General features: G+C 46.4%; 23 protein-coding genes and 1 pseudogene. 12 read left to right on the top strand and 12 right to left on the bottom strand.

All coding sequences use genetic code 11. From position 1 onward, the window contains the following. Nucleotides 1–22 precede the first annotated feature (22 nt). Complete coding sequence (locus ASF12_RS22550) at nt 23–358, bottom strand: YlbF family regulator (RefSeq protein WP_056039779.1); 336 nt, start codon at nt 356–358, stop codon at nt 23–25. A 148-nt stretch (nt 359–506) separates the two neighbouring features. On the opposite strand from ASF12_RS22550, the gene ASF12_RS22545 reads away from it, so the two are divergent. Genes ASF12_RS22545 through ASF12_RS22520 form a run of 6 tightly spaced genes read left to right on the top strand, consistent with a single transcriptional unit; the run spans nt 507 to nt 7,250 of the window. Then, nucleotides 507–1,871 carry a YheC/YheD family endospore coat-associated protein gene (locus ASF12_RS22545; protein WP_056039777.1) on the top strand — a complete coding sequence of 455 codons (1,365 nt, stop codon included), beginning with the start codon at nt 507–509 and terminating at the stop codon, nt 1,869–1,871. Nucleotides 1,872–1,882: 11 nt separating this feature from the next. Then, nucleotides 1,883–3,070, top strand: coding sequence for a YheC/YheD family endospore coat-associated protein (locus tag ASF12_RS22540; RefSeq protein ID WP_056039775.1), 1,188 nt, complete (start codon nt 1,883–1,885; stop codon nt 3,068–3,070). Then, nucleotides 3,067–4,443: a YheC/YheD family endospore coat-associated protein gene (locus ASF12_RS22535; protein ID WP_056039773.1), complete on the top strand. Its 1,377-nt coding sequence runs from the start codon at nt 3,067–3,069 to the stop codon at nt 4,441–4,443. The genes ASF12_RS22540 and ASF12_RS22535 overlap by 4 nt, the downstream gene beginning before the upstream one ends. Beyond that, entirely contained in the window at nt 4,443–5,597 is a 1,155-nt protein-coding gene (locus ASF12_RS22530) for a YheC/YheD family endospore coat-associated protein (RefSeq protein WP_056039771.1), read from the top strand. Before ASF12_RS22535 ends, ASF12_RS22530 begins: the two co-directional genes overlap by 1 nt. Beyond that, nucleotides 5,597–6,100 (top strand): GNAT family N-acetyltransferase, encoded by a 504-nt coding sequence (locus tag ASF12_RS22525; RefSeq protein ID WP_155973386.1) that lies wholly within the window; start codon nt 5,597–5,599, stop codon nt 6,098–6,100. The genes ASF12_RS22530 and ASF12_RS22525 overlap by 1 nt, the downstream gene beginning before the upstream one ends. Then, complete coding sequence (locus tag ASF12_RS22520) at nt 6,057–7,250, top strand: YheC/YheD family endospore coat-associated protein (protein ID WP_063892628.1); 1,194 nt, start codon at nt 6,057–6,059, stop codon at nt 7,248–7,250. Before ASF12_RS22525 ends, ASF12_RS22520 begins: the two co-directional genes overlap by 44 nt. Before the next feature lie 82 nt (nt 7,251–7,332). Here ASF12_RS22520 and ASF12_RS22515 read toward each other — a convergent pair whose 3' ends face one another. Further along, complete coding sequence (locus ASF12_RS22515; RefSeq protein WP_056039767.1) at nt 7,333–8,013, bottom strand: HAD family hydrolase; 681 nt, start codon at nt 8,011–8,013, stop codon at nt 7,333–7,335. 350 nt (nt 8,014–8,363) lie between these two features. Here ASF12_RS22515 and ASF12_RS36655 point away from each other — a divergent pair. After that, nucleotides 8,364–8,540 (top strand): annotated as a pseudogene (locus ASF12_RS36655) (transposase); the annotation flags it as partial. A 36-nt stretch (nt 8,541–8,576) separates the two neighbouring features. Then, the gene (locus ASF12_RS33920; protein WP_235533252.1) at nt 8,577–9,239 is read left to right on the top strand and encodes a hypothetical protein; all 663 of its coding nucleotides are present in this window, start codon (nt 8,577–8,579) and stop codon (nt 9,237–9,239) included. A gap of 1,286 nt (nt 9,240–10,525) precedes the next feature. Here the strand turns inward: ASF12_RS33920 and yfkAB are convergent. From yfkAB to ASF12_RS22500, 3 genes are all read right to left on the bottom strand, one after another. Continuing rightward, entirely contained in the window at nt 10,526–11,689 is a 1,164-nt protein-coding gene (gene yfkAB / locus ASF12_RS22510) for a radical SAM/CxCxxxxC motif protein YfkAB (protein ID WP_081418966.1), read from the bottom strand. A 132-nt stretch (nt 11,690–11,821) separates the two neighbouring features. Next, nucleotides 11,822–12,946 carry an HD-GYP domain-containing protein gene (locus ASF12_RS22505; RefSeq protein ID WP_056039766.1) on the bottom strand — a complete coding sequence of 375 codons (1,125 nt, stop codon included), beginning with the start codon at nt 12,944–12,946 and terminating at the stop codon, nt 11,822–11,824. Nucleotides 12,947–13,014: 68 nt separating this feature from the next. Beyond that, nucleotides 13,015–14,469, bottom strand: coding sequence for a bifunctional metallophosphatase/5'-nucleotidase (locus tag ASF12_RS22500; RefSeq protein WP_056039764.1), 1,455 nt, complete (start codon nt 14,467–14,469; stop codon nt 13,015–13,017). Nucleotides 14,470–14,603: 134 nt separating this feature from the next. Here ASF12_RS22500 and ASF12_RS22495 point away from each other — a divergent pair, with 134 nt between their 5' ends. Beyond that, on the top strand, nt 14,604–15,362 hold the full coding sequence (locus ASF12_RS22495) for a molybdenum cofactor biosynthesis protein (protein ID WP_056039762.1): 759 nt from the start codon (nt 14,604–14,606) through the stop codon (nt 15,360–15,362). A gap of 206 nt (nt 15,363–15,568) precedes the next feature. After that, complete coding sequence (locus ASF12_RS22490; protein ID WP_056039761.1) at nt 15,569–16,624, top strand: HD-GYP domain-containing protein; 1,056 nt, start codon at nt 15,569–15,571, stop codon at nt 16,622–16,624. A 92-nt stretch (nt 16,625–16,716) separates the two neighbouring features. On the opposite strand, the gene sufB is transcribed toward ASF12_RS22490, so the two are convergent. From sufB to ASF12_RS22460, 6 genes are all read right to left on the bottom strand, one after another. Then, entirely contained in the window at nt 16,717–18,114 is a 1,398-nt protein-coding gene (gene sufB, locus ASF12_RS22485) for a Fe-S cluster assembly protein SufB (RefSeq protein WP_056039758.1), read from the bottom strand. A 29-nt stretch (nt 18,115–18,143) separates the two neighbouring features. Next, the gene (sufU, locus tag ASF12_RS22480; RefSeq protein ID WP_056039756.1) at nt 18,144–18,569 is read right to left on the bottom strand and encodes a Fe-S cluster assembly sulfur transfer protein SufU; all 426 of its coding nucleotides are present in this window, start codon (nt 18,567–18,569) and stop codon (nt 18,144–18,146) included. Next, nucleotides 18,556–19,782 (bottom strand): cysteine desulfurase, encoded by a 1,227-nt coding sequence (locus ASF12_RS22475; RefSeq protein ID WP_056039755.1) that lies wholly within the window; start codon nt 19,780–19,782, stop codon nt 18,556–18,558. The genes sufU and ASF12_RS22475 overlap by 14 nt, the downstream gene beginning before the upstream one ends. Next, on the bottom strand, nt 19,779–21,086 hold the full coding sequence (gene sufD, locus ASF12_RS22470; protein WP_056039753.1) for a Fe-S cluster assembly protein SufD: 1,308 nt from the start codon (nt 21,084–21,086) through the stop codon (nt 19,779–19,781). Before sufD ends, ASF12_RS22475 begins: the two co-directional genes overlap by 4 nt. 21 nt (nt 21,087–21,107) lie before the next feature. Beyond that, nucleotides 21,108–21,887, bottom strand: coding sequence for a Fe-S cluster assembly ATPase SufC (sufC, locus tag ASF12_RS22465; RefSeq protein WP_056039751.1), 780 nt, complete (start codon nt 21,885–21,887; stop codon nt 21,108–21,110). A 186-nt stretch (nt 21,888–22,073) separates the two neighbouring features. Then, the gene (locus ASF12_RS22460) at nt 22,074–22,661 is read right to left on the bottom strand and encodes a DUF1802 family protein (RefSeq protein WP_063892627.1); all 588 of its coding nucleotides are present in this window, start codon (nt 22,659–22,661) and stop codon (nt 22,074–22,076) included. 239 nt (nt 22,662–22,900) lie between these two features. Here ASF12_RS22460 and mtnK point away from each other — a divergent pair, with 239 nt between their 5' ends. After that, nucleotides 22,901–24,118 (top strand): S-methyl-5-thioribose kinase, encoded by a 1,218-nt coding sequence (mtnK, locus tag ASF12_RS22455; RefSeq protein WP_056040122.1) that lies wholly within the window; start codon nt 22,901–22,903, stop codon nt 24,116–24,118. A gap of 39 nt (nt 24,119–24,157) precedes the next feature. Further along, the gene (mtnA, locus tag ASF12_RS22450) at nt 24,158–25,213 is read left to right on the top strand and encodes an S-methyl-5-thioribose-1-phosphate isomerase (RefSeq protein ID WP_056039749.1); all 1,056 of its coding nucleotides are present in this window, start codon (nt 24,158–24,160) and stop codon (nt 25,211–25,213) included. 60 nt (nt 25,214–25,273) lie between these two features. Here mtnA and ASF12_RS22445 read toward each other — a convergent pair whose 3' ends face one another. Continuing rightward, a complete protein-coding gene (locus tag ASF12_RS22445; RefSeq protein ID WP_056039747.1) occupies nt 25,274–25,579 on the bottom strand; it encodes a YunC family protein in 306 nt (101 codons plus the stop codon). Nucleotides 25,580–25,654: the final 75 nt, after the last annotated feature.

Here is a 25,654-nt window from a genome sequence, read left to right as displayed (position 1 = left end):
ACGAGGGTTATGACCGCCGGCGTTAATCAACGATGGATTTTAGCACATCGGACATAATGCGGTTTATGTCCTCAAAAACGATGGAGAAGCGGCGCTCAGCCTCCATCAAGCCGCTGACGAGCGGATTTAGCGAAATGACCTCATACAGCTTGTTCAGCGTATCCATATCGACCGCGGAAGGCTCCTCGCCCGCCATCATTTTCTGCTGAAGCTCGTTTTGGCGCTCGCGAAAATCATCAAGCATCCGTTTTGCATCTGGATCAGCATCTGCAGCCTGCTTTGCCTCTTTGAGCAAACGCGCTTCCTCGCTGTCCTTTAACGCTTTGGCCAGTTCATACGTTTTGTCGTAAACATTCATGGCTTTTCCCCTCCATTATTTGCGTGAACAGCTGTTAGTATCTAATCACCAAGGGATAGATGTCCTCATATGATGAATTAATTCGTGCAAAACACCCAGCGGCTGTTACCCGCTTGCCGGAATCCTCCTGCTTGGAAGGAGATTTACGATGCTCAAATCGAAAGTAGCCGTCCAGGTTATCAGCTCAGGCATGCTCGCCGAGGATACGCTCATGCTGGGCGAAGCCTATATGAAACAGTGGAAGATCCCTCAGGGCCAGCCTGTAGCGATGACCTTCGGCTCACTTAAGCAACATGTCAAAGTATTGCCCGTCACACGTTATGACGGTATTCGAATTAGCCAAAGTCTAGCACGCAAGATGGGCATTTCGAATGGAGCTGCCTTAAGAATCAACTATAAATCCGGATCAGCGACGCTTTCACTTGGCCCGCTTATCGGTATTCTGATCAGCAGGGATTATCCAGGGACGCCAGATAAGCCGTTTGGCTCGATCACCATGTTCTGCAAGGAGTTGGTTGACGGCTGCGCTGCACAGGGCGGGCATGTATGTTTTTTCACCCCCGGCCAACTATCTGGCGGGCAGCAAACCGTGGAAGGATGGATCTATGCGGGCGGCTGGCAAAGAGCGTCGCTTCCCATTCCAAATGTCATTAACAATCGACTAACTTCCCGAAAACTAGAGAACAAACCCAGCGTACAACATTTTTTCAAAGAAGTAAAATCCAGGTTTCAGACAACTGTTTTCAATGAAAAGTTCCTCGATAAAACGGAAGTTTTCGAAGCGCTCAAGAAGGACGAATCCGCCCTTCGCTATTTGCCAGAGTCTTATTCACTGCGCAGCTTTGCCACCTTTAAAGCCATGTGCAGCAAACACGCCAACATCTTTTTGAAGCCTGTCACAGGAAGTCTTGGCAAAGGGATCATTCGAGTATCAAAGACTGAAACGGGCGGCTATCAGGCCCAATTTACGACAACGACAGGCTCGCGCAAGCAGCTTTATCCAAACCAGCTCAAAGTCTATTCCGCCATCTCTGCAAAAATGAAAACCGTCCGCTACCAGGTGCAGCAAGGCCTCCAGCTGATTGAAATCCAGAAGCGGCCCGTCGACTTCCGGGCGCTCGTACAGAAAAATGTCAGCGGAAAATGGAAAATCACTTCGATTGTAGCCCGAACAGCTGGCGGACAGCATTTTGTTTCCAACCTCGCGCGGGGCGGCACATTAAGCACGGTTAGCGAGGCCATTTCTAAATCCAACTTGACGAGCGGCCGAGCGGATACTTCGAGCAGACTGCAGCATGCAGCGCTCCTCATTGCCAAAGGAATTGAGACGCATATTCCCGCCCACTTCGGTGAGCTCGGCATCGATCTGGCTATTGATACGAGCGGCAGGGTATGGCTGCTGGAGGTCAACTCCAAGCCTTCCAAAAATGACAATACGCCGCTGAATGACAACAAAATTCGTCCCTCAGTTCGCATGGTTATTCAATATTCCCGTTTTTTATCGGGCTTCTAGCGGAGGCGCCTATGACAGCAGAAGGCATGACGATCGGATTATATGTTGCTTCCATTGAGATGCATGCCACGCAGGAGGAGCCGCGGCTTCCAGAGCCCGCCTTTTACAAGCAGCTTGCGGAAACCGCTAGAAGGAAAAAAATTGATTTTTACGTCTTTTCTCCCTGCGAATTTAATGAAGTTAACGGTCAGCTCCAGGGCTATCGCTATCTGAATCAAAGATGGGAGAAGGGCCTCTGCAAGCTGCCCGATATTATTTACGATCGGCGCTTCTGCAAAAACACGGAAGAGCAGCTTGCTTGTCGCAGCGCCCTGCAAGCTATTGCAGCGTGCAAGCCGCATATCATTTTGAACGGCAGCCTCCCGTCCAAATGGGAGGTTTACGAAGCGCTGGCGAGCAATGAGCGTATCGAGCCGCTTCTGCCTACTACCCAGCGTTATAGCCATGGCGCTATGCTGCGCAGCCGTCTTTCAGCTCCAGGCGCAGGGCTGTTTCTCAAGCCCGCTTCAGGCATGCAGGGCAAAGGCGCCTTGCTGCTCAGGCGGCATACCGAAGGGTATTGGACCGTTTCAGGACGCAGCAAAAGCAATTTACCTTTTCAGAAGCAGCTCCTTAGCTTGAAAGAGCTGGAGCAATGGCTAGCCCAGTTTATCGGAAATGCCAGCTACATTATTCAGCCGTATTTGCAGCTACAGCTAAAAACAGGCGAACCTTTCGATATAAGGGCTTTGGTACAGAAAGATGCGCATGGACGCTGGCAAGTAACGGGCCTTGCAGCCCGCTGCGGACAGAGCGGCTCGATCACCTCCAACCTCCACGGAGGAGGCGGGGTCAGATCTGCGAAGGAACTGCTTATAGCGGAATACGGTGAAGCCATAAATGATCTTTTATTGAAGCAAATTCACAAAATAAGCCTGTATGCAGCCGAGCAGCTTGAACAGCGCTTCGGCAGACTAGCTGAGCTTGGACTTGATTTTGGCATTGAGCAGGGCAGACGATTATGGCTTCTGGAAGCGAACTCCAGACCAGGAAGATCGGCGTTTAGGCGACTTGGCCTTGAGAGATGGGCTGCACAATCTCTTGAGCGGCCAATAGGCTATGCCCAAATGCTGGCCCGCCGTCTCCATACGCCGTTAATTACTCCATCACCCGTATTAGACCGTTCTCGGTATGACAACGTTCAGGAGGTTCTTCCATGAGTTTGACAACTTGCAACGTACACTTTTCCCAACAAACCGATCGAGTCGTCTATCTGTCCAGTCCGCTTCTTAAAGAACTGAAGCTGTCAGGCAAAAAAACGATGCTCCTCAAGCTAGGCAGAGAAGTCATTACAGCTGCCATCCGCCCAGTCAAGCGCCAAGGCAACCATCTGTATTTATCGGCGGGTGTCCGCCAGTCTATCAAAGTACCGAAGACTGGCAATATTTATTTGCTTCAATCCGAAAATAATGAAATCCAGCTGGGGCCCTTGGTCGGTATCTTAAGCGATATTGGATCCCCTTCCTCCGATAGTGCGCCATTTGGCGCAAGAACCGGCTTCATTAAGCAAGTCATCCGGTCGGGAGAGCGCAAAGCATATTTGTTTGGCTTTACGCCAAACGACATCAACTGGCAGCAGGAAACCGTCAATGGCTACTTTTTGACCGCCCAAGGCAACTGGTATCGCAAAACGGTTCCGCTTCCTGACGTTGTCTACAATCGGCTTCCCAGCCGCAAAGCGGAAACCTCGACCATGATCAACTCGCTGCGCGAGCGGTTTGTAAGGAAGAAAATCCCGTTTTTCAATTGGAGCTTCTTCAATAAATCGGATGTCTACAAGCTGCTCGATAAAGACCCAGAGGCCCTGCAGCATTTACCTGAATCGGTGTCAGGCCCTACGCCGGAGAAAATCAAGGAGATGCTGGAAGAGCATCATTTCTTATATTTCAAGCCTACAGCCGGAAGCCTTGGCATTGGCATTTATCGCTTGACCTATCACCCTAAGCGGGGCTATTTCGCAAGGTACCGCAAAGGGAATCAAAATGTGCTGCTGCGCTTTACTAACTTCCAGAGCATGATCCGCATGCTGCATGCGCGCCACGGCAGCTCGTTAAATAACTATGTCGTCCAACAGGGAATACGGCTCGCCGAAATTGACGGCTGTCCGCTTGATTTCCGTTTTCATATGCATAAAAACGGCCAGAACGAATGGGTGCCCGCAGGAATTGGCGCAAAAAAAGCCGGGCGGGGCAGCGTCACTACCCACGTCAAAAACGGCGGCTCCCTCATGACGCCGCAGCAGGCGCTAAGCCGGACCTTCGGCAGCGAGGCTGCCGATGTGCTCGACAAAGCGAAGCAGGTAGCCATCAACCTTTCGGAAGCCATTGAACGCAACTATCCGCACCGTCTTGGCGAGCTGGGGCTTGATATCGGTATCGATAAAAATAGCGAGATATGGATGTTTGAAGCTAATGCCAAACCTGGCCGTTCTATTTTCAAGCATCCTTCCTTAAAATCGGAAGGTCGCGCCTCACTGGATTATATCATTGAACATTGCCTGTACCTCAGCAAGTTCCAAGGGGGTGACAGCTGATGGAGCAGCTGGTTAAAGAACAGGAATCAACAGCGGAGATCCGGGCCGGAAGGCCCGTACTCGCTATTTTGACTATAGAGGATGATATTCAACTTTTTCGCGGCAACCGCAGCAATTTTGCTGATTTAATCCGTGTCGGCCGGCAGCAGGGCTTTATCGTTTACGTGCTCACTGCCAAAAATCTATTTTTAAGCCGGACCAGTCTGAAGGGCTTCATTTTTGACGAACAGCAGGAAATATGGCAGCAGCGCCTGCTCCCTTTTCCGGACATTATTTATAATCGTATCCCTCAACGGGAGGATGAGCTGCTGCCAGCCGTCAAAAACAAAATCAATGCCTGCATTAAAGATCCCAGAGTGACATTATTCAACCCCTTTTTTTTCAACAAGTGGCATTTATTCGAATGGCTTCGCCAATCCAAAACGACTAAGCCTTACATCCCTTTGACTCGCAAGTTAATGTCTCTCAACGGGCTGGGCAAAATGATGCAAAAACATTCCTTTTTATATTTGAAGCCAGAGAGCGGCAAAGCAGGCAAAGGCATTATGACGATTACCCTTAAAGCCGAGAAGCAGCTGCCCTATCGTTTAAAAATCCAGGAAGAGCGCAAAAGTGCTACCTATAATTGCGCCACGATAACGAAGCTGTGGAGCCGCATCCAAAAGCAAAGCTCAGGCGAGGCCTATATCGCTCAGCAGGGTATCCAGCTTGCTTCCTTCAATGACCGCCGCTTCGACCTCCGTGCCCTTGTCCAGAAGAACGGGGACGGCAGATGGGAAATGACAGGAATCGGCGCAAGGGTCGCCGGCTCCTCGAGCATTACGACTCATGTACCTCGCGGCGGAATGATTGAAGATCCGGAGAAACTGCTCATTAGTTCTTTTAATGCAGAGCAGGCGCGTAGAATACTTCTGAAAGCTAAACGTACCGCCTTGCTGATAGCGAGGCAGATCGAGCGCGGCTCTGGGCAAACGCTTGGCGAGATGTCGATGGACCTTGGAATAGACAGCTTGGGCAGCGTTTGGTTTTTCGAGGCCAATTCCAAGCCAATGAAATTCGACGAACCTCATATCCGTCAAAAATCGCTTGAGCGCATTTTTCAATACGGCTTATATTTAACAAATAAAAAAGCTGGCAAGGCAGGAGGCGTGTAATGATGGAAGTGCAGCTGCTCACTCCGAAACAATGGAACTGCTATCGCAATCGACTGGCTGATTTTGCTGTTCAGTATAGCGATAAGAGATTGACAGCTGCCTCCATTCAAGCCTTTCGCGCCTTGAATTCTGCCCAACTCGTCCCATCAGTTGATGCTGCATATTCCGAGGCGGCCGTTTCAATCGCCAGGCAAGGCTCACGTTTACTTGGCGTGGGCTTCGCAACAAATGGCAGCAAGCAGGAATGCTTTTTCGTCGTCCATCCAGAAGCCCGCGAGCTTGGCGTCGGAACGACTGTCGCTCGGAGTCTAATTAGCAGATTGGGCCAATTAACCTGTCATGTTGCGGTCGACAACATTCCGAGCATGGCACTATGCTTCCGCATTGGAATGAGCGCGGTATCTATGTTCACCGGACCGACCGGCAAGCCGACGCTCCGTTTTGAAAGGAGAACTTTTAATGACGCAGCCTGTACTCGGAATATTGACGTTATACCTCAATGAGAACGGTATGCTTGAAGAACGGGATATTTACCGTAAAATGACAACTGCTGGCCGCAAGCTGGGTCTCGACATTATTATTTTCACCCCTCAAGATGTCAACTACAAACAAAATCGCATTCATGCGTTAATTTATAATGAAACATCCAAAAAATGGTCGCGAAAATGGACCTCGTTTCCGCACATGATTTTTGACCGCTGCCGCATTCAACGTACTTATCGGTTCGATCAACTGCTGCAATTCCGATCCCGCTATAGCCATCTCAACTTCCTCAACCGTCCGCTTCGCAACAAATGGACGATACATCGAACATTGATAAAGGACGCCCGATTTAAAAGCTATCTTCCTGCAGCACGCATTGCAGAAAATGCCCAAGTCGTATCCGAGATGCTGCGCAAACATCCGCTTATTTACCTTAAACCGATTAACGGCACAGGTGGCAGAGGCATTTTGCGCATTGAGCGAAAACAAAGCGGAAACCTTCTCATTCAAGGCCGCGATCAAGCAAGACGAATTATTAGCCCGCAAAAAATAAACGCCGCCTCCTTAAGCGGCTATTTATCCGCATGGGATTTAAAAGGTACCCGTTATATAGCCCAGCAGGGCATCCACCTCAAGCTTCCGAGCGGACGCGTGCATGATTACCGCATGCTCGTCCAAAAAAACGGGGAAGGCGCTTGGAGCGTAACAGGCTGCGCGGGCAGAGTAGGACCTCTCGGCAGCGTAACCTCCAACCTTCACGGAGGAGGCCATGCTGTTCCCATGAATGAACTGCTGCAGCAATGGGTAAGCGATGCCTCACTCGTTAAAGAGATCGAAGCGGACGCCGAACAGTTCAGTATTAATGTCGCCAAACATCTCGAGCAGGTTTATGGACAGCTTTGTGAGCTTGCTCTCGATCTGGCTATTGACCGCAAGGGCCAAATCTGGCTGCTTGAAGTCAATCCCAAACCAGCAAGGGAAGTATTCGCCCAAGCGGGCGAGAAAGAGGCTTACAAACAGGCGATTATTAAACCTTTAGAATATGCCCTATGGCTTTATCGGCAGAAAAAAACTGGAAAAGCCAAAAATACCATTACAAATACCAACAACAGCAGCAGCAGCTTGACCCATATGGATGGCTTAAGCAAATCCTCGACCGATTCCGCCTAATGATTCACATAAAAAAGAACCTGGCTGTGTGACGTCATCTACGAGACGCCATCATAACCAGGTTCTTATTATTACAATTCGTTTAAGCCTCAGCCAACAGCTCTACGATATCCGGCAACTTGGCAATCAGCACATCTGCTCCCGCAAGTTCGGTATCTCGTCCATAGCTTGCATAAGCGCAGCCAATTACTTTAAGCCCGTTTGCTTTTCCCGCCTCCACATCAGAAGAACGGTCCCCAACCATCCATGCCGATGCAATTTGATGATCTTTCAATAATTGAGCAACCAAATCTACTTTCGTCGCCGTTTGGTATTCCCCTGCACTATACAATCCGTCAAACAAATCGTAAATGCCCTTGTAGCGAGCCACACCACGCACATATTCTTCCAGCCCGTTGCTGGCTACGAACAGCTTGATGCCTTGCTCCTTAAGCTTTCTCAGCATTTCTTCCGCTTGAGGATACAATCTGCCTTCCCCTGCTTCCAGCTGTTCCAGCTCATAACGCAGCATCAGCTCGTCAGCGCGTCTATGAGCCGCATCTGAAGCGTCAGGCATAACTTTACGCCAAATATCTTCCAGCAACATGCCAAGGCAGCTGAGCAGCCGCTCAATAGGCGGTGTTGGCTGATTATACAGACCTTCTTCACGCAGCGTTTGAAACAACCGCTCGTGAACAGATACTAACAGTGTATCCGTCTCAAACAACGTTCCATCCATATCAAAAATAACCGCTTCCGGCTTCGTCCATTTCTCCCCCGCCATATGTAAGTGCCTCCTCGAATTATGTGTCCTTATCATACTAATTATGCTGAGCCCCCGCAAGTACCAACGCGTTAGGCCCTTACTCTGCTGCCTAAACACACTATACCTCTGACTCTTTCTAAACCCTTTTAAAAAACTATAACGCCGCATCAAGTAATGGTTATATTTCAAACTTAGAGTCATTCAAGAAAGCGGCTCTGTCCTAGAGAGACTCTGCTGTTTTTGTTGCTTACAGGCATTATCCCCTTAGCTCAGAAAATTTTTTCCATCTACCATCCTAACTAATTGACTTCCTATCATCATTTCGATAAAATAAGAACATAAGTTCCCATCGGAATGAGGTGTTAGCAATGCCTGCCATTTCTGAGTCTATTGCAAAGTTCGATAGTTGCTTTTCCACTAACGAAGCATGCTATTCTTTTTTCTATAGTATTAAATGGCCGGAAGGTTTTCGCTGCCCTCGTTGCAATCACCATGCAGCCTATAGGATCACTTCGCGATTCTCTGATTTATATCAATGCTATTCCTGCCGTCATCAGACGACACTAACCGCTGGAACTCTCATGGCAAAAAGCCGAACACCATTGCGCAAATGGTTGCTTGTGTTATTTCTAATCTCCCTGCACCAATTTCAGATTAACGCTGTTCAAATATCAATAGCTCTGCATGTAACTTATAAAACAGCCTGGGGCATGCTCCACAAAATTCGCCAATTTATAAGCCAAGCCGATGAACATGAAAAGTTATCTGGTGTTATTAAAGCTGCAGTGGAGTTATATGCTAGAAAGCAACATTCATCCAATCATGACTCACCTAAAGAGCGTTCAATTATTATAGCCTGCTCTTCCAGCTTTTGCTCTGCTTCATACTTTAAGTTCAAAGTTATCCCATCTGCTCATTTGAATGAAAGATGCTTATTACGTTCAGGTGTAGCTGCTTTTGCTCGCAACTGCGTTAGCGATTCATACGTTAATAATATAATTATTCAGCCATTGTACCGTATGGCAGATTCGAGATTACTTAGATCACAATATAAACGTTCCATCATTAAATTAAATGCTTGCTTTAAGGGAATTGGCGCTACTCATTTGCAGTCTTATCTGAACTACCTTTGCTTTTTCCTGAATAATCCGAGCCTAGACCCGCATTCTCTCTTGCACGAACTTACATCATTATGCTTGGGCAGACCCTTATCAAAAAACGCCCTATTGCCACTGGCACAGTAAACTCTCCAATTTTTTCATATTATACTATAACCATAAATCAGTTCCTCTTTAAAAATTGCAATCACAGTCTAACCAATTACACCTTTTTGTTAGGGCCCACTCTTTCTCAATGTTTTTGAATTCTTGAAACTTCAATATCACCAATAAAAGATTGAATTTGTCTTTTCTCGCAATCAAATATTACACAGATGTTTTGAGTTTAGTTATTCAGTCTCTCTCTGACCCAATAAAATATTAGATTTTGGCACAAGTTTTCTATTAAATTTTTGTCTTCACTAGTACTATTCTTTAGCATTCCCCTTTATTAATTCAAGGTTTGCATTGACAACAAGTTCAATTCATCCTACTTCCTCTGAAAAAACAAAACAGTTCCTCTCCTTAGTAGCACTTCCATTCCAAAAGTTCGGAACTCCCAAAGCAAGAGCTTTCGAGCTTTTTCTATTTTTCTACGATATTTTATAATCTATTGATTTATCAATCGATGCTTGGATGGGCTAATGTTCTACGTTCTACGTTCTATGGTCCATGCTCGATGTTCTACGTCCACGATCTTGATCTACACTCTTTGTTCATGCTCTAGTTTAACGCTCTATGTTCACACTCTTGGTTCTACGCTACACGTTCATGCTCTATGTTCTACGCTCTATGTTCACACTCTAGATTCTACGCTACATGTTCACACTCTTGGTTCTACGCTCCATGTTCATGCTCTAGGTTCTACGCTCTATGTGCATGCTCTAGGTTCTACGCTCTATGTTCTGCGTTCTACGTTCTGCGCTCTATGTTCTGCGTTCTAGGTTCTGCGCTCTATGTTCTGCGTTCTAGGTTCTGCGCTCTATGTTCTGCGCTCTATGTTCTGCGTTCTAGGTTCTGCGCTCTATGTTCTGCGCTCTATGTTCTGCGTTCTATGTTCTGCGTTCTATGTTCTGCATTCTATGTTCTGCGTTCTAGGTTCTGCGCTCTAGGTTCTGCGTTCTAGGTTCTGCGCTCTATGTTCACACTCTAGGTTCTACGCTACATGTTTACACTCTAGGTTCTACTCTACATGTTCATGCTCTATGTTCTGCGCTTATGTTCTGCGCTCTATAAGGCTACAGGTTTAGTGGTCGTTTTTCTGAGCTAAGGGGATAATGGGCTAAAGCAAAATTTATAGTGAAGGCATCATCCAAAAATCAGAGCTTTTGCAAACATTAATATTTCCTATATTTATGTGCAAGCACGCAAAAATGACTGGCACACGCAAAAGGGTGTCAGTCATTTTTGTTCGTTTTTTATTCATAGCAGCTTTAATCGAAACGGGCCGTGCGTTGGTGGAAATCTACTTCTTTGTAGTACATGTCTTTTACCAGTAAGTTGGGGCCACAGCAAGAGGCAGCAGGGCAATAGCAGTTTACGTCTTGTGCTAACGGATGATCCAGCCATTTTGTGAACAAGTCATCTAGCTTAGAGCTCGCTATGTTTCCAAATGATGGAACATCTGAAAAGTCGGTGACGAATACTTCTCCCGTAAATAAATTGACGTTTAGACGGTTCCGTCCATCTGGGTCATTGCGTACTGTGACATTTGGCTCAGCGGCCAGACGGCTAAGCAGCGCACGTTCCTCTGCATGATTGCTGCACTGATAAAAAGGCAGCGTTCCAAACAACATCCAAACTGACGGGTCGCGGTTATCCAATAACCGCTCAATGGCTTGTCGCATTTGCAAACGAGTGATGACCGGCAAATCTTTAGCAAATGAACTTGGATACATAGGATGCACTTCATGACGCTCGCAGCCCATTTCTACAATGAGTCGGTGAATTTCATCGATTTTATCATGTGTGCGGAAATTAATCATGGACTCCGCAGATACTAATACGCCTGCTTTGCTTAAAAGACGTGCATTCTCAATCATTCGTTCATACAGCTTAACCGAAGCTTCGTAGGAAACATGATGACCAGCTTTAGCAAAGCCTACTTGGTGAAAATCATCCGCATTCGTATAGTTAAATGAAATGTGCATGACATCCAAATAAGGAATAATCGCCTCGTAGCGACTGAATGGTAAAGTTACATTAGAGTTGATTTGGGAACGAACACCACGATCTCTGGCATATTGAAGCAGCGGCAGCATATATTCCTTGACCGTTTTAGCCGAATAGGAGGGCTCTCCGCCAGTAATGCTTATCGTCTGCAAATGTTCAACTTCATCCAATCGTTTGAGCATATCCTTTAAAGGCAATTTGGCTGGCTCCGACATAACTAGCGTATCGCCAACCGCGCAATGCTCGCAGCGCATATTGCATAAGTTTGAAATCGTCATTTCCACGCTCGTCAATTGGTGCTTGCCGAACTTCTGGATTGAACGAATAGGATCCCATGGGTCGTTAACTGGGGTTAGCTGCGGCAAAGCCTTGAGGCTGCCACTCATAGCTAATGGATTTGTTACTATAGCATTCAATGTATTCATTTTATCAACACCTGATTTCTGCATCTTTCGATTGTATAATTTCTAGTACCATTGTAATGTTCGAATCCGAAAGAAGCAATAAATAGACATGAAAAAGAATAAAGAGCCCCAAGTAGCAGGCTCCTCATGCTATTACCCATTTTTAGCTGATAGTACAGGCAAATCATTTTGTTCATCATTTACGCTTATAATCATAATGCTTAGCTGCTTCGACATGTCGATTTCATAGGGCACAGCGAGATCTTCCCCAACCTCGTTGCTTAATATACGAATAATCGGTCGATGTGGATAGGCATGATTAAAATCCACTACTACACCTGATTCGCCTGTATTGATTTTCACTGTAATACCAATAGGATAAATGGCTACCTTATCTCGAAATAATTGTACCATATGCTGTTCGTATAAGGTTCCAGTTCCTGCATACAGAAGCTCAATAGCATGATGCGGTAGCATCGGGGCGCGGTAAATCCGATTAGTCGTCATAGCGTCATATGAATCAACTAACCCGATCCACTTTGCATACTCATGGATTTCATTGCCTTTGATTCCTCTTGGATATCCGCTGCCATCCAGCCGTTCATGATGCTGATAGGCACAATGAGCCACAATTAGCGGCAGATTGGGCTCATCCTTTAATAGCTCAAAGCCAAAACGAGCGTGATTTTTCATCATGATGAATTCATCTGGAGTTAAAGCTCCTGGCTTTTGAAGGACATCAATTGGAATTTGTGTTTTTCCAATATCATGAAGCAGCGCCCCCATCCCGAGAGTCATTAGTTCTTCATGTGAATAATTGTAGGCTATGCCAAGAATGGTCGTGTAGACGCACACATTTAAAGAATGCTGATATAAATAATGATCTACCGTTCCCATATTCATCAGCATAATCATCGCATCCTTATGGGCGGACAAATCATCAATAATCAAATTCATCATTTGTTTGAAGGTTTGGCCAATATACGGATACGTAACGCCTTTTTTACGCTTTGGTCGATCCATCATATCACGAAAATTTGTACGGATTTCCTTTAAGGCAACTAGCAGCGTTTCCTCGCGAATGATCTCTGGCATCATAATATCATCGGTTTTCGGATCAAGAATATATATATACTGTATTCCACATTGTTTGAGCCGGGTAATAAGCCGACTGGTCAGCTCAACATTTTCCCCTAACAGCACTAAACCATCATGTGAGAAAATCTTTTTGGCCAATCGCATGCCGGGCTGAGTCTTTGTTATAGGCATCAAACGCATTTTCTCGATCCTTCCTTGACTGAGTGGTTTCTTCTTAATTAATACATCGGATAAAATTAATAAAAATGTTATATCGTTGATGCTATATTATTCCACCTAAGCAGCTTGCAATCCACAATATTTGCCTGTTCTTTCAATGCTTCAGCCAATACGTCTCGAATAAATTCCGGCAAAAAATAATCTATATTGACTCCTTGTCCTAATGACAAATAGCCGATATGGAACGTGAACATGTCAATGGAAGCTACATTATACCATTTATCTTCCATTAGAGTTTTTCCATTGACCAATATCTTAACGATTCGGTCCAGCGGCGGCCGCTCGGAATCAAAAATAATTTGGAGACCGTCTACTGCAAGTGTTCCTAATACTTCGCCGCGAAACCCATAACCTTTAATTCGCTTATCCATATACTCCGGCAGAAGGGATTGCTCAAGAGCCTCCTTGATATGCCTGCCAGTAAGCTGCATTTTGCAAGGGTTTATTGGAGACGGGCATAACGCATGCAACTGTCCAGCTGTCACTTCTCCCTGCTGCAAGCCGCCTAGCAATTGTCCGGTATTTACAATCGCGATTTCTGCTGCAGTATGTCTCTTTAGACCTGCTGCAAGCAAATTGGCGAGCGGCGATTCTCGCGCAATAGCCGTCGAAAGAGGCTCATCAATACATGCGACTGTACGATTGAGTCGTGCGTGCCCTTCTTCTTTATATTTTGCAATAATAGCTTCAGCTTCCGGTTGTTCCTCAAAAGCAGCAGTCGGTACACAAGCCGCCTTTACTTGCGGTTTGGCAGCAGCAGTCCCCAGTGTAATTTCGATACGCCCAATATGCTCGCCAAATTTCCCAGCTGCACAAATCGAAGTATGTTTTACTTGCAGTGCTTCCTCAAGCAAATGATGGGTATGAGCACCTAGTACCAGGTCAACACCTGTCAATTCTTGCGCTATCCGCTCATCATTCGCCAGCCCTAGATGGGACAACACGATGATCAAATCCACTTCTTCACGCAATTGCTCTACTTGTTTTTGAATTGCCTCGAAAGGGTCCGTCGCATTCCAACCGAGCAAAACATAAAAATCCGTAAAATTTGCCGTAACACCAATTAAACCAATTTTTATATGGCCTTTATTTACAATAATATGAGGCAGTAGCCACGGCGGTTGCTTGTTCGTTGCCGCATCCAACATATTCGCCCCTAAAACGGCAAATTTGGCATGTTGGCCATATAATTCGGCCAGTCTTTCCTTGGAATACGTTAGCCCTTCATTATTTCCAATAGTTACCGCATCATAACCTGCTTCATTAAGCAGTGCAACATTCACCATGCCGTCACTGCCTTCTGTTTCACTTCTCATTCTGTCCATATGGTCGCCGATATCGAGGACTAACAAGTTGTCCTTACCGTGAACGCGACGTTGATCAGCTATATAGGAAGCAATTCGTGCAGCATTTTCCAAGCGACTATGAATATCATTGGTGTGTAAAATAACAATATTTTGCTCTAATCGTGGTTTGGAATCCATGCCTGCCTCCTCTAAATTTAAAAGTTATAAACGTCCGCCTAACTGTCTTAGGCTGTCTCTTTAGCATAACATTTTTCTATAGATTATGGTATGCTGTTATAGTACATCTATATCATTACGTGAGGTTAAATAACATGATTAAGCAATGGAAAATTGATTTATTTGCAGGTTTGTCAGAGCGCTTTGGTGTGCGTTCTCTTATTATAGAGACTGCTGAGCAAAATATGACGGTGGCAGAACTGAAGAAGCACTTGATTGCTTCGTATCCCGAGCAAGTGGATATTTTAAGCATCTCTTTTCTTGCCTGCAACCACGCTTACGCTCAAGCAGACAGCATCGTAAACGCCACTGATGAGCTTGCGCTTCTCCCCCCCGTTTCGGGAGGACAAGCTGAACACTCTAATGAAGATGAACAAAAATCTCCTCTAGAACAATTGTACATGCTAACTAATGAGAAAATTACGACAGAGGAGGTTTTAGCCAAAGTTATTGTTCCGGGGCATGGTGCTTCCATTGCTTTTGTCGGAACGACGCGAGAGTGGACGCAAGGGCAGCGTACCATTCGCTTGGAATATGAAGCTTATGAACCGATGGCTGTTAAAATGATGAAGCAAATCGGTGATGAACTTGAACAGCAATGGCCAGGAACATTGTGTGCCATTACACATCGGCTTGGCATTGTCGACATCGCAGAGACTAGTGTAGTCATTGCTATTTCTTCGCCGCATCGCGCTAGCTGTTATGACGCCAGCCGGTACGCGATCGAACGATTGAAGCAAATTGTTCCGATCTGGAAAAAAGAAATTTGGGAGGATGGTTCAGAATGGAAAGGCCATCAGCGTGGCCCTTGGAATCCTGATACACCGTTAGCAAACTCTCCAGATGAAGCCTAAAATAAAACGCTTATCAAATATTTCCATTCAAAAGCGTGAAAAATAGGTCTTAAGACTACTTAAAACATTATCAAGATAAAAAAAGAGCGTTTTTTGTCGAAATTGGTGGGTATTTAGACTCAAATTAAAGTTCCTCATATTGCCATACCCTCAAATCATTGCTACTATACTACTTAAGTGATCAACTATTCAATAGAGGTGCAGCGATGAAGGTTCACGTAACTGATTTAAAAACGGGAGACCGTTTATTAAAAGATACCTTTAATGGATACGGTCTGCATGTGCTTTCTAAAGGCACCTTGCTGGAAAATAAAGAAATATCAAAGCTGCTTCAACATCAAATCGATTATGTTGAAGTCGAATCTGTCCCTATTGTTAATTTACCGGATCGCACATTGGAGCAAACCGTTAGTCCCAAGTGGCTTCCTTCTGTACAACCGGATTATGATAATGCGATTCAAGGCTTTCATAATCTTTTTGCCAAAGCAAGCGAGGACCAGACCATTGATGAGCAAGAAGTCGAGGATGCCTTCCAGCCACTGATTAAGCATCTTAACATGGAGCGAGACGTCGTATCTATGCTGCTGCTGCTTAACACGAAAGACGACTACACGTACCAACACTCCGTACAAGTGGGCATGCTGGCCTATTATCTGGCTACCTGGCTCGGCTACTCCGTAAAAAAATCGGTGCAAATAGGTAAAGCCGGATTCCTTCATGATATCGGAAAAAGTCAAATTCCTGAATCCATTCTTAACAAGCCCGGCAAGCTTACAAAGGAAGAGTTCGATGAAATCAAAAACCATACGACATATGGCTATGACATTATAAAAAAATCCTTTGATGAACGCTACATAGCCTTAAGTGCGTTGGAGCATCATGAGCGTAATGACGGCAGCGGTTATCCGAAAGGTCTTAATGGCGACCAAATTGAGCCTGTTTCTAAGCTTATTTCAGTTGTCGATATTTACAGCGCTATGATTTCCGAACGGGTTTATCAGAAAAAACGCGATTTATTTTATGTATTGAAGGAACTTTACAAGCTGAGCTTCAGAGAGCTGGATCCACATATTGCACATACATTCATAAAGCATATGATCCCCAACTTCATTGGAAAAAAAGCTTATTTGGAAACTGGTGAGACAGGTATTATTGTCATGACTCATCCAACCGAATTTTTCAGGCCGTTGCTGCAAATTAATCATGAATTTATAGATTTGACTGTTGAACGCCATCTCAAAATCAAAGAAATTTTCGTATAACAAAATGCCTGTTCCCTTAGCTGATTGAAAGCAACCAGTGAGGGAACAGGCATTTTTGCCGTTTATCCGTCTAAATCGTCAAGCTTGTATGCTTAACCGATAGAACCTTCCATCTCAAACTTGATAAGACGGTTCATTTCTACCGCATATTCCATCGGCAGCTCTTTCGTGAATGGCTCGATAAAGCCCATAACGATCATTTGTGTTGCTTCCGCTTCCGACAAGCCACGGCTCATCAGATAGAACAATTGATCCTCGGAAACTTTGGATACTGTAGCTTCATGCTCCAAAGTGATGTTATCGTTCATGATCTCATTGTATGGAATTGTATCCGAAGTGGATTCATTATCCAAAATCAATGTATCACATTTAATGTTAGATTTCGCGCCATCCGAATTACGACCGAATGAAGCAAGACCGCGGTACGTTACTTTACCGCCATGCTTACTGATCGACTTGGAAACAATCGTCGACGTCGTATCTGGAGCAAGGTGAATCATTTTCGCGCCTGCATCCTGGTGTTGGTTTTTACCGGCTACTGCGATTGATAATACCATACCTTTCGCACCGCGGCCACGAAGCACAACAGCCGGATATTTCATCGTCAATTTGGAGCCGATGTTGCCATCTACCCATTCCATTGTCGCGTTTTCATCAGCAACTGCACGTTTTGTAACGAGGTTGAAAATGTTTGGAGCCCAGTTTTGAATCGTCGTATAACGAACGCGGGCATTTTTCTTAACCAAGATTTCAACGACCGCACTGTGCAGCGAGTTTGTGCTGTAAACTGGAGCTGTACAGCCTTCAACGTAGTGAACGAAGCTATCTTCGTCAGCAACGATAAGCGTACGCTCAAATTGTCCCATGTTTTCGGAGTTAATCCGGAAATAGGCTTGCAGCGGAATTTCGCATTTTACGCCTTTTGGTACGTAAATAAAGCTGCCACCAGACCAAACCGCACTATTCAAAGCGGCGAATTTATTATCATTCGGTGGGATGATTGTGCTGAAATACTCACGCACGATTTCAGGATGTTCACGAAGCGCCGTATCCATATCAGTGAACAATACGCCTTGCTTTTCCAGATCCTCTTGCATGCTGTGATAAACAACCTCGGATTCATATTGTGCAGATACACCAGCAAGAAACTTTTGTTCCGCTTCAGGAATACCGAGCTTGTCGAACGTTTCTTTAATTTCAGCAGGAACCTCTTCCCACGTCTTGCCTTGCTTCTCAGAAGGTTTTACATAATACTGAATATCATTGAAATCCAGATCATCCATATTGCCGCCCCAATTAGGCATTGGCATTTTGTTGAACTGCTCCAGTGATTTCAGACGAAAATCGAGCATCCATTCCGGCTCGCCCTTCATTTCCGAAATAGTGCGAACGATTTCAGGCGTCAAGCCTTTTCCTGATTGGAAAATCGACTTATGCTCATCGCGGAAACCATACTTATACTCTTCCATTTCCGGCATTGTTTTAGCCATCGTATTCACTCTCCTCTTTCATAATGATGTTACTCGTGCTGTTGTTCGATACCTTTACGCAAAGCGTTCCACGAAAGGGTGGCACATTTGATGCGGGCTGGAAACTTGTTGACACCAGATAGCGCCTCAATGTCCTCATAATCTTCAAATTCGACTGGTTCGCCTTTCATTAGCGCAGAAAATTTATCCGCTAGCTCCAGCGCCTGATCGAATGTTTTGCCTTTAACGACTTCCGTCATCATGGAGGCGGAGCTCAAGCTGATGGAGCAGCCTTCTCCACTAAACTTCGCGTCCGTGACTAGACCGTTCTCCACTTGAAGCTGGAGCGCAATGCTGTCGCCGCAGGTCGGATTGTTCAGTTTAATCGTGACGGCATCGGCTTCCAATGTTCCATGGTTGCGTGGATTTTTATAGTGATCCATGATGACTCTACGGTATAAATCATCCAATTGCATGACCGAAGAACTCCTTTGTTTTGAGCAGTCCAGCAATAAGCTGATCAACGTCCTGCTCGGTATTATATAAATAAAAGCTTGCTCTTGCTGTCGAAGAAACGTTCAAAAAACGCATAAGCGGCTGGCAGCAATGATGTCCGGCCCGAACAGCAATGCCCTCTGAATCAAGAACTGTCGCCACATCATGTGGATGCACATCGCCCAGATTGAACGTAACGAGGCCCGCACGATCTGCCTTAGGGCCATAAATTGTGACCCCTTCAAGCTCTGACAAGCGGTCATAAGCATATGCCGCCAGTTGACGCTGGTGCTTGTCAATCTCATCCATGCCAACCTCTTGCAGAAAATCGATTGCTGCGCCCAGCCCTACGGCGTTCGCAATAATCGGCGTCCCGCCTTCGAAGCGGTACGGAATGTCCTTCCATGTTGACTCATATAAGTCAACATAGTCGATCATTTCTCCGCCGAACTCAATCGGCTCCATCTTCGAGAGCAGCGCCTTCTTGCCATACAAGGCGCCAATTCCCGTCGGGCCGCACATTTTATGGCCCGAGAATGCATAAAAGTCACAATCCAAATCACGAACGTCAACACGCATATGCGGCGTGCTTTGCGCGCCATCGACGACCATTACGGCGCCATTGCGATGTGCAATAGCCGCAACTTCCTTAATGGGGTTGACGATGCCCAGCACATTCGATACATAAGTCATCGCAACGACCTTCGTATTCGCTGTAATCGTCAGCTCAGCATCGGCTAGCGTGAATGAACCATCTGGCTGAAGCGGAATATATTTCAGCGTCGCGCCAGTTGCTTTCGCAACCTGCTGCCACGGGATGAGATTGCTGTGATGCTCCATTTGCGTAATAACGATTTCATCGCCAGGTTTACATGTATTTCTTGCATAGCTTGAAGCAACCAAATTCAGCGCGGTTGTCGTACCCCGCGTAAAAATAATTTCTTCCGGCAGTGCCGCATTCAGAAAAGAAGCCACTTTCTCCCTTGCGCCCTCATAAGCGTCAGTCGCCCGCGAACCAAGCGTATGAACACCTCTATGCACATTGGAGTGGTCCTTCTCGTAATAGCGATTAATCGCATCAATGACGGAGCGCGGCTTCTGGGAAGATGCCGCGCTGTCCAGATAAACGAGCGGATGCCCGTTTATCTCTTGATGCAGAATCGGGAACTGCTCCCGAATTGCTGCTATATTCATCCTTCGAGCTTCCGCACGAGCAATTTCTCAAGCTGTTCGCGTACCGCATCAATCGGAATTTCAGAAACAACAGGAGCAAGGAAGCCGTAGATTACAAGGCGTTCCGCATTCTGCTTGCTAATACCGCGGGACATTAGATAGTAAACCTGCTCAGGGTTAACTTGCCCAACACTCGCTGCATGGCCTGCAGTAACATCATCTTCATCAATTAGCAAAATCGGATTCGCGTCACCGCGTGCTTTCGGGCTCAGCATCAACACTTTTTCGGTTTGAACACCATTAGCTTTCGTAGCGCCCTTCTCGATTTTAGTGATACCGTTAATAATCGCCGAAGCAGAATCCTTCATAACTGCACGCGTAACCATGTTGCTGTCTGAGCGAAGGCCGAAATGTACAGCCTGCGTCGTCAAGCTCATTTGCTGAGCGTTTTTGCCAATGCTGATTACTTTAGCATCCGATTGCGAACCGTTGCCTTTCAGCACGGACTTCGTGTCCGACAGCGTAGAGCCATCGCTCAAATCGCCAAGTACCCACTCCATTACACCATCGTTATCAATGATAGCACGGCGAACTGTGAGGTCCACTCCGCTGCCACCAAGATGATGGATGGAGCCGAAACGAACGTGAGCGCCTGCTTTTACATAAACTTCGACTACCGAGTGGTAAACGAAAGGCTCCGTAACAGCGCCTGGTTCAGTAACGACATAATCGACATACGTAACGCGGCTGTTGCTTTCCGCTACGATCACGATATGCGGTGCAAAGGAGGCCTCTGCTTTTGTATTAAATAGAATAGCCTGCAGTGGAATTTCCACCTCTACATTGCGAGGAACGTATACGAATACGCCACCATTCCATAATGCAGCATGCAAAGCTGTTAATTTGTCTTCATCCTTGGCAACAGCTTGGAACAGGTACGGCTTAACAAGATCGCCATGCTCCTTGCAAGCTGTCTCCAAATCGGTAAAAATAACGCCCTTTGCTGCCAGTTCAGCAGATAGCTGCGTCCATACCGGGCTCGAATTTTGCTGAATAACGAGGTTTTCAGTACCTTCAGCAACCAATTCACGTACAACTTCTGGCAAATCGGTTAATGCATTTGCTGGAGCTGCCTGATCGTAGCTGCCTACAGCTGTCAGGTTCCAGCGTTCAATTTTGACTTTCTCCGGCTTTGGCCATTCTAATGTACCAGCAAGCTCAGCCGCTTCGCCGCGCAAATCTACCAGCCAATTAGGCTCGTTTTTGCTACGGGACAAAGCTTCTGCAGATTGGCGGTCCGTCGGAGTCGATAGTTGTGTACTCATCCGTTATCCCCCTTTCTCCGCTTAGGCCTGGCCAACCGTTTCGTCCACGATGCCCAGTTCTTCTTTAACCCAGTCATAACCTTCATTTTCCAAACGCTCAGCAAGTTCCGGACCACCGGATTTCACAATGCGACCTTGCATCATAACGTGTACAAAATCAGGTGTAATATAGTTCAGCAAACGCTGATAGTGAGTAATGATAAGGAAACCGCGATCTTCGGAGCGCATTTCGTTAACGCCTTTGGATACGATTTTCAGGGCATCGATGTCAAGACCCGAGTCAATCTCGTCAAGTACGACGATTTTCGGATCAAGCAGCGTCATTTGCAAAATCTCGTTACGCTTCTTCTCGCCGCCGGAGAAGCCTTCGTTCAGATAACGATGTGCGAACTCAGGGTTCATTTCCAAAGCTTTCATTTTGCCTTCCATTTGGCGAATAAATTTAATGAGGGAAATCTCGCTGCCTTCCTCACGACGAGCGTTAATCGCACTGCGCAAGAAATCGGAGTTCGTTACGCCAGGAATTTCGCTCGGATATTGCATAGCAAGGAACAGGCCAGCGCGTGCTCTCTCATCTACATCCATTTCAAGCAGGTCTTCTCCATCCAAAAATGCGCTGCCTTCTGTCACTTCATATTTCGGGTGGCCCATTAGAGCGGAAGCAAGCGTACTTTTACCAGTACCGTTTGGTCCCATAATCGCGTGGATTTCTCCACCTTTGATTTCAAGGTTAATGCCTTTCAAAATCTCTTTTCCTTCGATAGCCGCTTTCAGGCCATCAATGACAAAATGCGTTGCCATAATATGCTGATCCCTCCATGGTTGGTCTATTTACCTAATCACCTATAATCAAAAATGCTTCTATTATAATGTGATTCAATATTATTCTCAATGTCTTCTCAATAATCATTTTATTATAAGTTTTGTTATAAAGCAACGCCGAGACCACTCAATGTGCAAGAAACCGCCATAAATCGGGCTTAATCTCTATTCCTGATTCAGCGCAGCTTGAATTTGGGCAACTTGCGACGCGAATTCTTCATCAGAAAGAACAGGAACCATTGCTGCCTCTGATAGATCACTTTCAAGCTTTACCCAAGATTTGCAGCCGGTATAGGCAGGGAACATCTCAAGCTCAGCAGGCGCTGCAAGACGGTACACGCGGAGCAGAAGCAAATGCAGCGGCTTCGTCCGCTTCCATTTTAGCCTTTCTTCGGAAAATTTATCCGTCCAAATGTGAAATTCCCGCAGCCGGTCAAGCGTTTCCTGATCGTTGATCTCGATATCATGAACGGCCTCCGCATAGGCGCCAAGCGTAATGCTGTCCATATCAGGCGACCAGCCTTCCATTATCCTTTCGATTCGGCCTTGATACGGCGCCTTAAGCAGATGCTCCTTCTGATGCTCATATGCGGGCATTAAGTAGAAGCCTTTGCTTACCAATTGAAAATCACGTGTTTCCTCTTCGATTCCGCCTTTGCGCAAAACCATAATAAGCTCGCCATCACGCAATGCGTTAACGGTTACGGCCCACTCCTTCAGAGCGACCGGCTCCCGCATCATGCTGTTATTCATGCCAAATTCCTCCACTCCAGCAGATCCGCCTAGCCCCTCGTTGCCTTTCGAGCTTAGAGACTGCAACGAAATAAAGTACCGTAAATTTCCGCGCAGCTCCTAAGCGGACAAAAACCTTGCCTACTTTACGTAACATTATATCATTTGTTATCATTTGTAGGTATTCCAAGTCGAAATAATATTCGATATACTAAGCTTAAATGCTTATATTTTTAAAAATACAGTCGGAGGTGGACAAACTGTCTGCTTATCATCCTTTAACCGAGCAAGAAGCTATTGAATTTTCCCGCTCCATACCTGACTTTTTCCCTGCGGGAGCTGAGCTTTCGTCCCGTGAGATCGGCGATGGCAATTTGAATTTGGTCTTCCACATTACCGATCCAGCTAGCGGTAAAGGGCTCATTGTCAAACAAGCGCTCCCTTACGCTAAAGTTGTCGGAGAATCATGGCCGCTTACGCTTGACCGGGCACGCATTGAAAGCGAAGCGCTGATTTTGCAAAATGAGCTGGCTCCGGGACTTGTGCCAACCGTATATCAATATGATGCGGAGCTTGCCCTCACGGTAATGGAAGATCTAAGCGATCATGTGATTATGCGCCAAGGCCTCGTGGACGGCAACAAATATCCGAAATTCGCTGAGGACATTTCCACCTTCATGGCGAATACACTCTTTTTCACTTCCGATCTGGGCATGAACCAGCAGGACAAGAAAGAACGCGTCAAAGAGTTTATTAACCCGGATTTGTGCAAAATAACCGAGGATTTGATTTTTGATGATCCGTATACAGATTCGCCAAACAATAACTTTGAAGCAGCGATTGCCGATGCTGCAGAAGCTCTTCGCAATGATGATGCCCTTCATCTTGAAGTCGCTATTTTGCGCAACAAGTTTTTAACGAATGCCCAGGCGCTTCTCCACGGCGATCTTCATACCGGCAGCGTATTTGTTACCGCACAATCGACGAAAGTGATCGACCCTGAATTTGCTTATTATGGCCCTATGGGCTTTGATGTAGGGGCAGTTATTGCCAATCTGCTGCTCAATTATGCTGGACAAGCCCACTGGATTAAAGACGAGGCAGAGCTGACCTATTTCCGCAGCTACCTGCTTGGCAGCGTACGCGAAATTTGGACCAAATTTGAAAACAAATTTGGCGCTTTGTGGGATGAACACAACGTGGATCGCCTGGCCTCAAGCGCTCCAGGCTACAAGCAATATTATTTGAACAAGCTGCTTCAAGACTCGATCGGCTTTGCTGGCTGCAAAATGGTACGGCGCATTGTAGGCCTTGCCCACGTTGCTGACATTGATCGTATTGAGGATGCTGCGGAGCGCGAGAAAGCACAGCGCTTGGCACTCGAAATCGGCACCTCGCTCATTCACCTGAACCGTCAGGCGATTTCAATAGAGCAAGCGATTGATATTGTTTTATCTGCAACGGCAAAACACGGTTAAAATAAATCCCAATGTTTCAAAAAGAAAGGAATTTGCATAATGACTAGCCAGAATGCCCCCTTGCAATCCGTGATTTGGGCGGAAGACCGCCTGGATTTGCTGGATCAACGGCTTTTACCTGAGGAAATCGTATATTTGCCGCTTGTTACTTCGGAGGATGTATGGGAAGCAATTCGCCATTTGAAAGTAAGAGGAGCTCCAGCAATCGGCATTTCCGCTGCATACGGCGTCGTGCTCGGCAGCCGAAATGAAACGACGCTTAAGCGCTGGCTTGAGGAAGTGCTGAATCAAGCTGAATATTTGGCAACCTCCAGGCCAACCGCTGTCAATTTGTTCTGGGCTCTGGATCGAATGAAAGCTCGTGCGGAGCAGCTTGCTGCAGCCGATTTATCGCTTGATGAAGTGAAGCAGGCTTTGCTTAATGAAGCGCTGGCGATTCACAGTGAAGATGAAGAAACTAACCGTTTAATCGGCGAGCATGCGCTAACGCTGTTTGAGGATGGCATGGGCGTGCTCACGCACTGCAACGCCGGCGGACTTGCAACTGCTAAATACGGTACCGCGCTAGCACCGTTTTATCTTGCGCTTGAGCGCGGCATGTCGCTCCGTGTATTCGCCGATGAGACGCGTCCTGTACTGCAAGGAGCCAGGCTAACCGCTTTTGAACTGCAGCAGGCTGGCGTCGATGTCACATTGATTTGCGATAATATGGCGGGCATGGTTATGTCCAAAGGCTGGATTCAGGCAGTCATTGTTGGGACTGACCGCGTAGCCGCTAATGGAGATGTCGCCAACAAAATCGGCACTTACAGCGTTGCTGTTCTAGCCAAGGCTCACGGCATTCCCGTATATGTAGCCTGCCCCTTGTCCACGATCGACCTCAATACGCCGACAGGCGCAGAAATTCCAATTGAGGAGCGCAGTGCCGAGGAAATTACCGAAGGGTTTGGCAAACGCACTGCGCCGCAAGGTGTGAAAGTGTACAACCCGGCCTTTGATATTACACCGAATGAATATGTAACAGCGATTATTACGGAAAAGGGCATCGTTCAAGCACCTTATGATGTCAATCTCAAAAAGCTTTTTAACGAATAAACCATAAATCAAGAGCCTCTATCCCATCTTTCCAGAAGATAAGGATAGAGGCTCTTCGTATTATGCCATTAAGGAAAGGGCATCTGTCCCCTTCATCCCGACATGAATCCCCATCGCTTCCGCAGTTGTTGTAACCGATTCCAGAGGTGCAACAAGCAGTTCCTCTAATGTGCGTACGCCAACGGCTCTCCCGGCGATAATCCCCCGATTTTGCAACCGTTCGTTCAGCAGGCCAACATCAAGCGCACCACACATGATATACCCTTTATCCGTCGACCAGGCAAGCAATGTCGTTTTAGGAAGCTTGACCTCAATTCCAAGCACGGTCAGCCCATTTTGCAGTGTGGCAGGAACCATCCGCATCATTTTACGCTCACCTCCTTTGCCATCAATTAGCTGCCAAAGCATTATATGCAAAAAAGTTTTTGTCGAATTGGACGA

It is taken from the genome of Paenibacillus sp. Leaf72, assembly GCF_001422685.1.
Taxonomy (GTDB): domain Bacteria; phylum Bacillota; class Bacilli; order Paenibacillales; family Paenibacillaceae; genus Pristimantibacillus.
The sequence above is the reverse complement of the archived record's forward strand: the minus strand, read 5'-3'. Positions and strand labels throughout refer to the sequence as shown.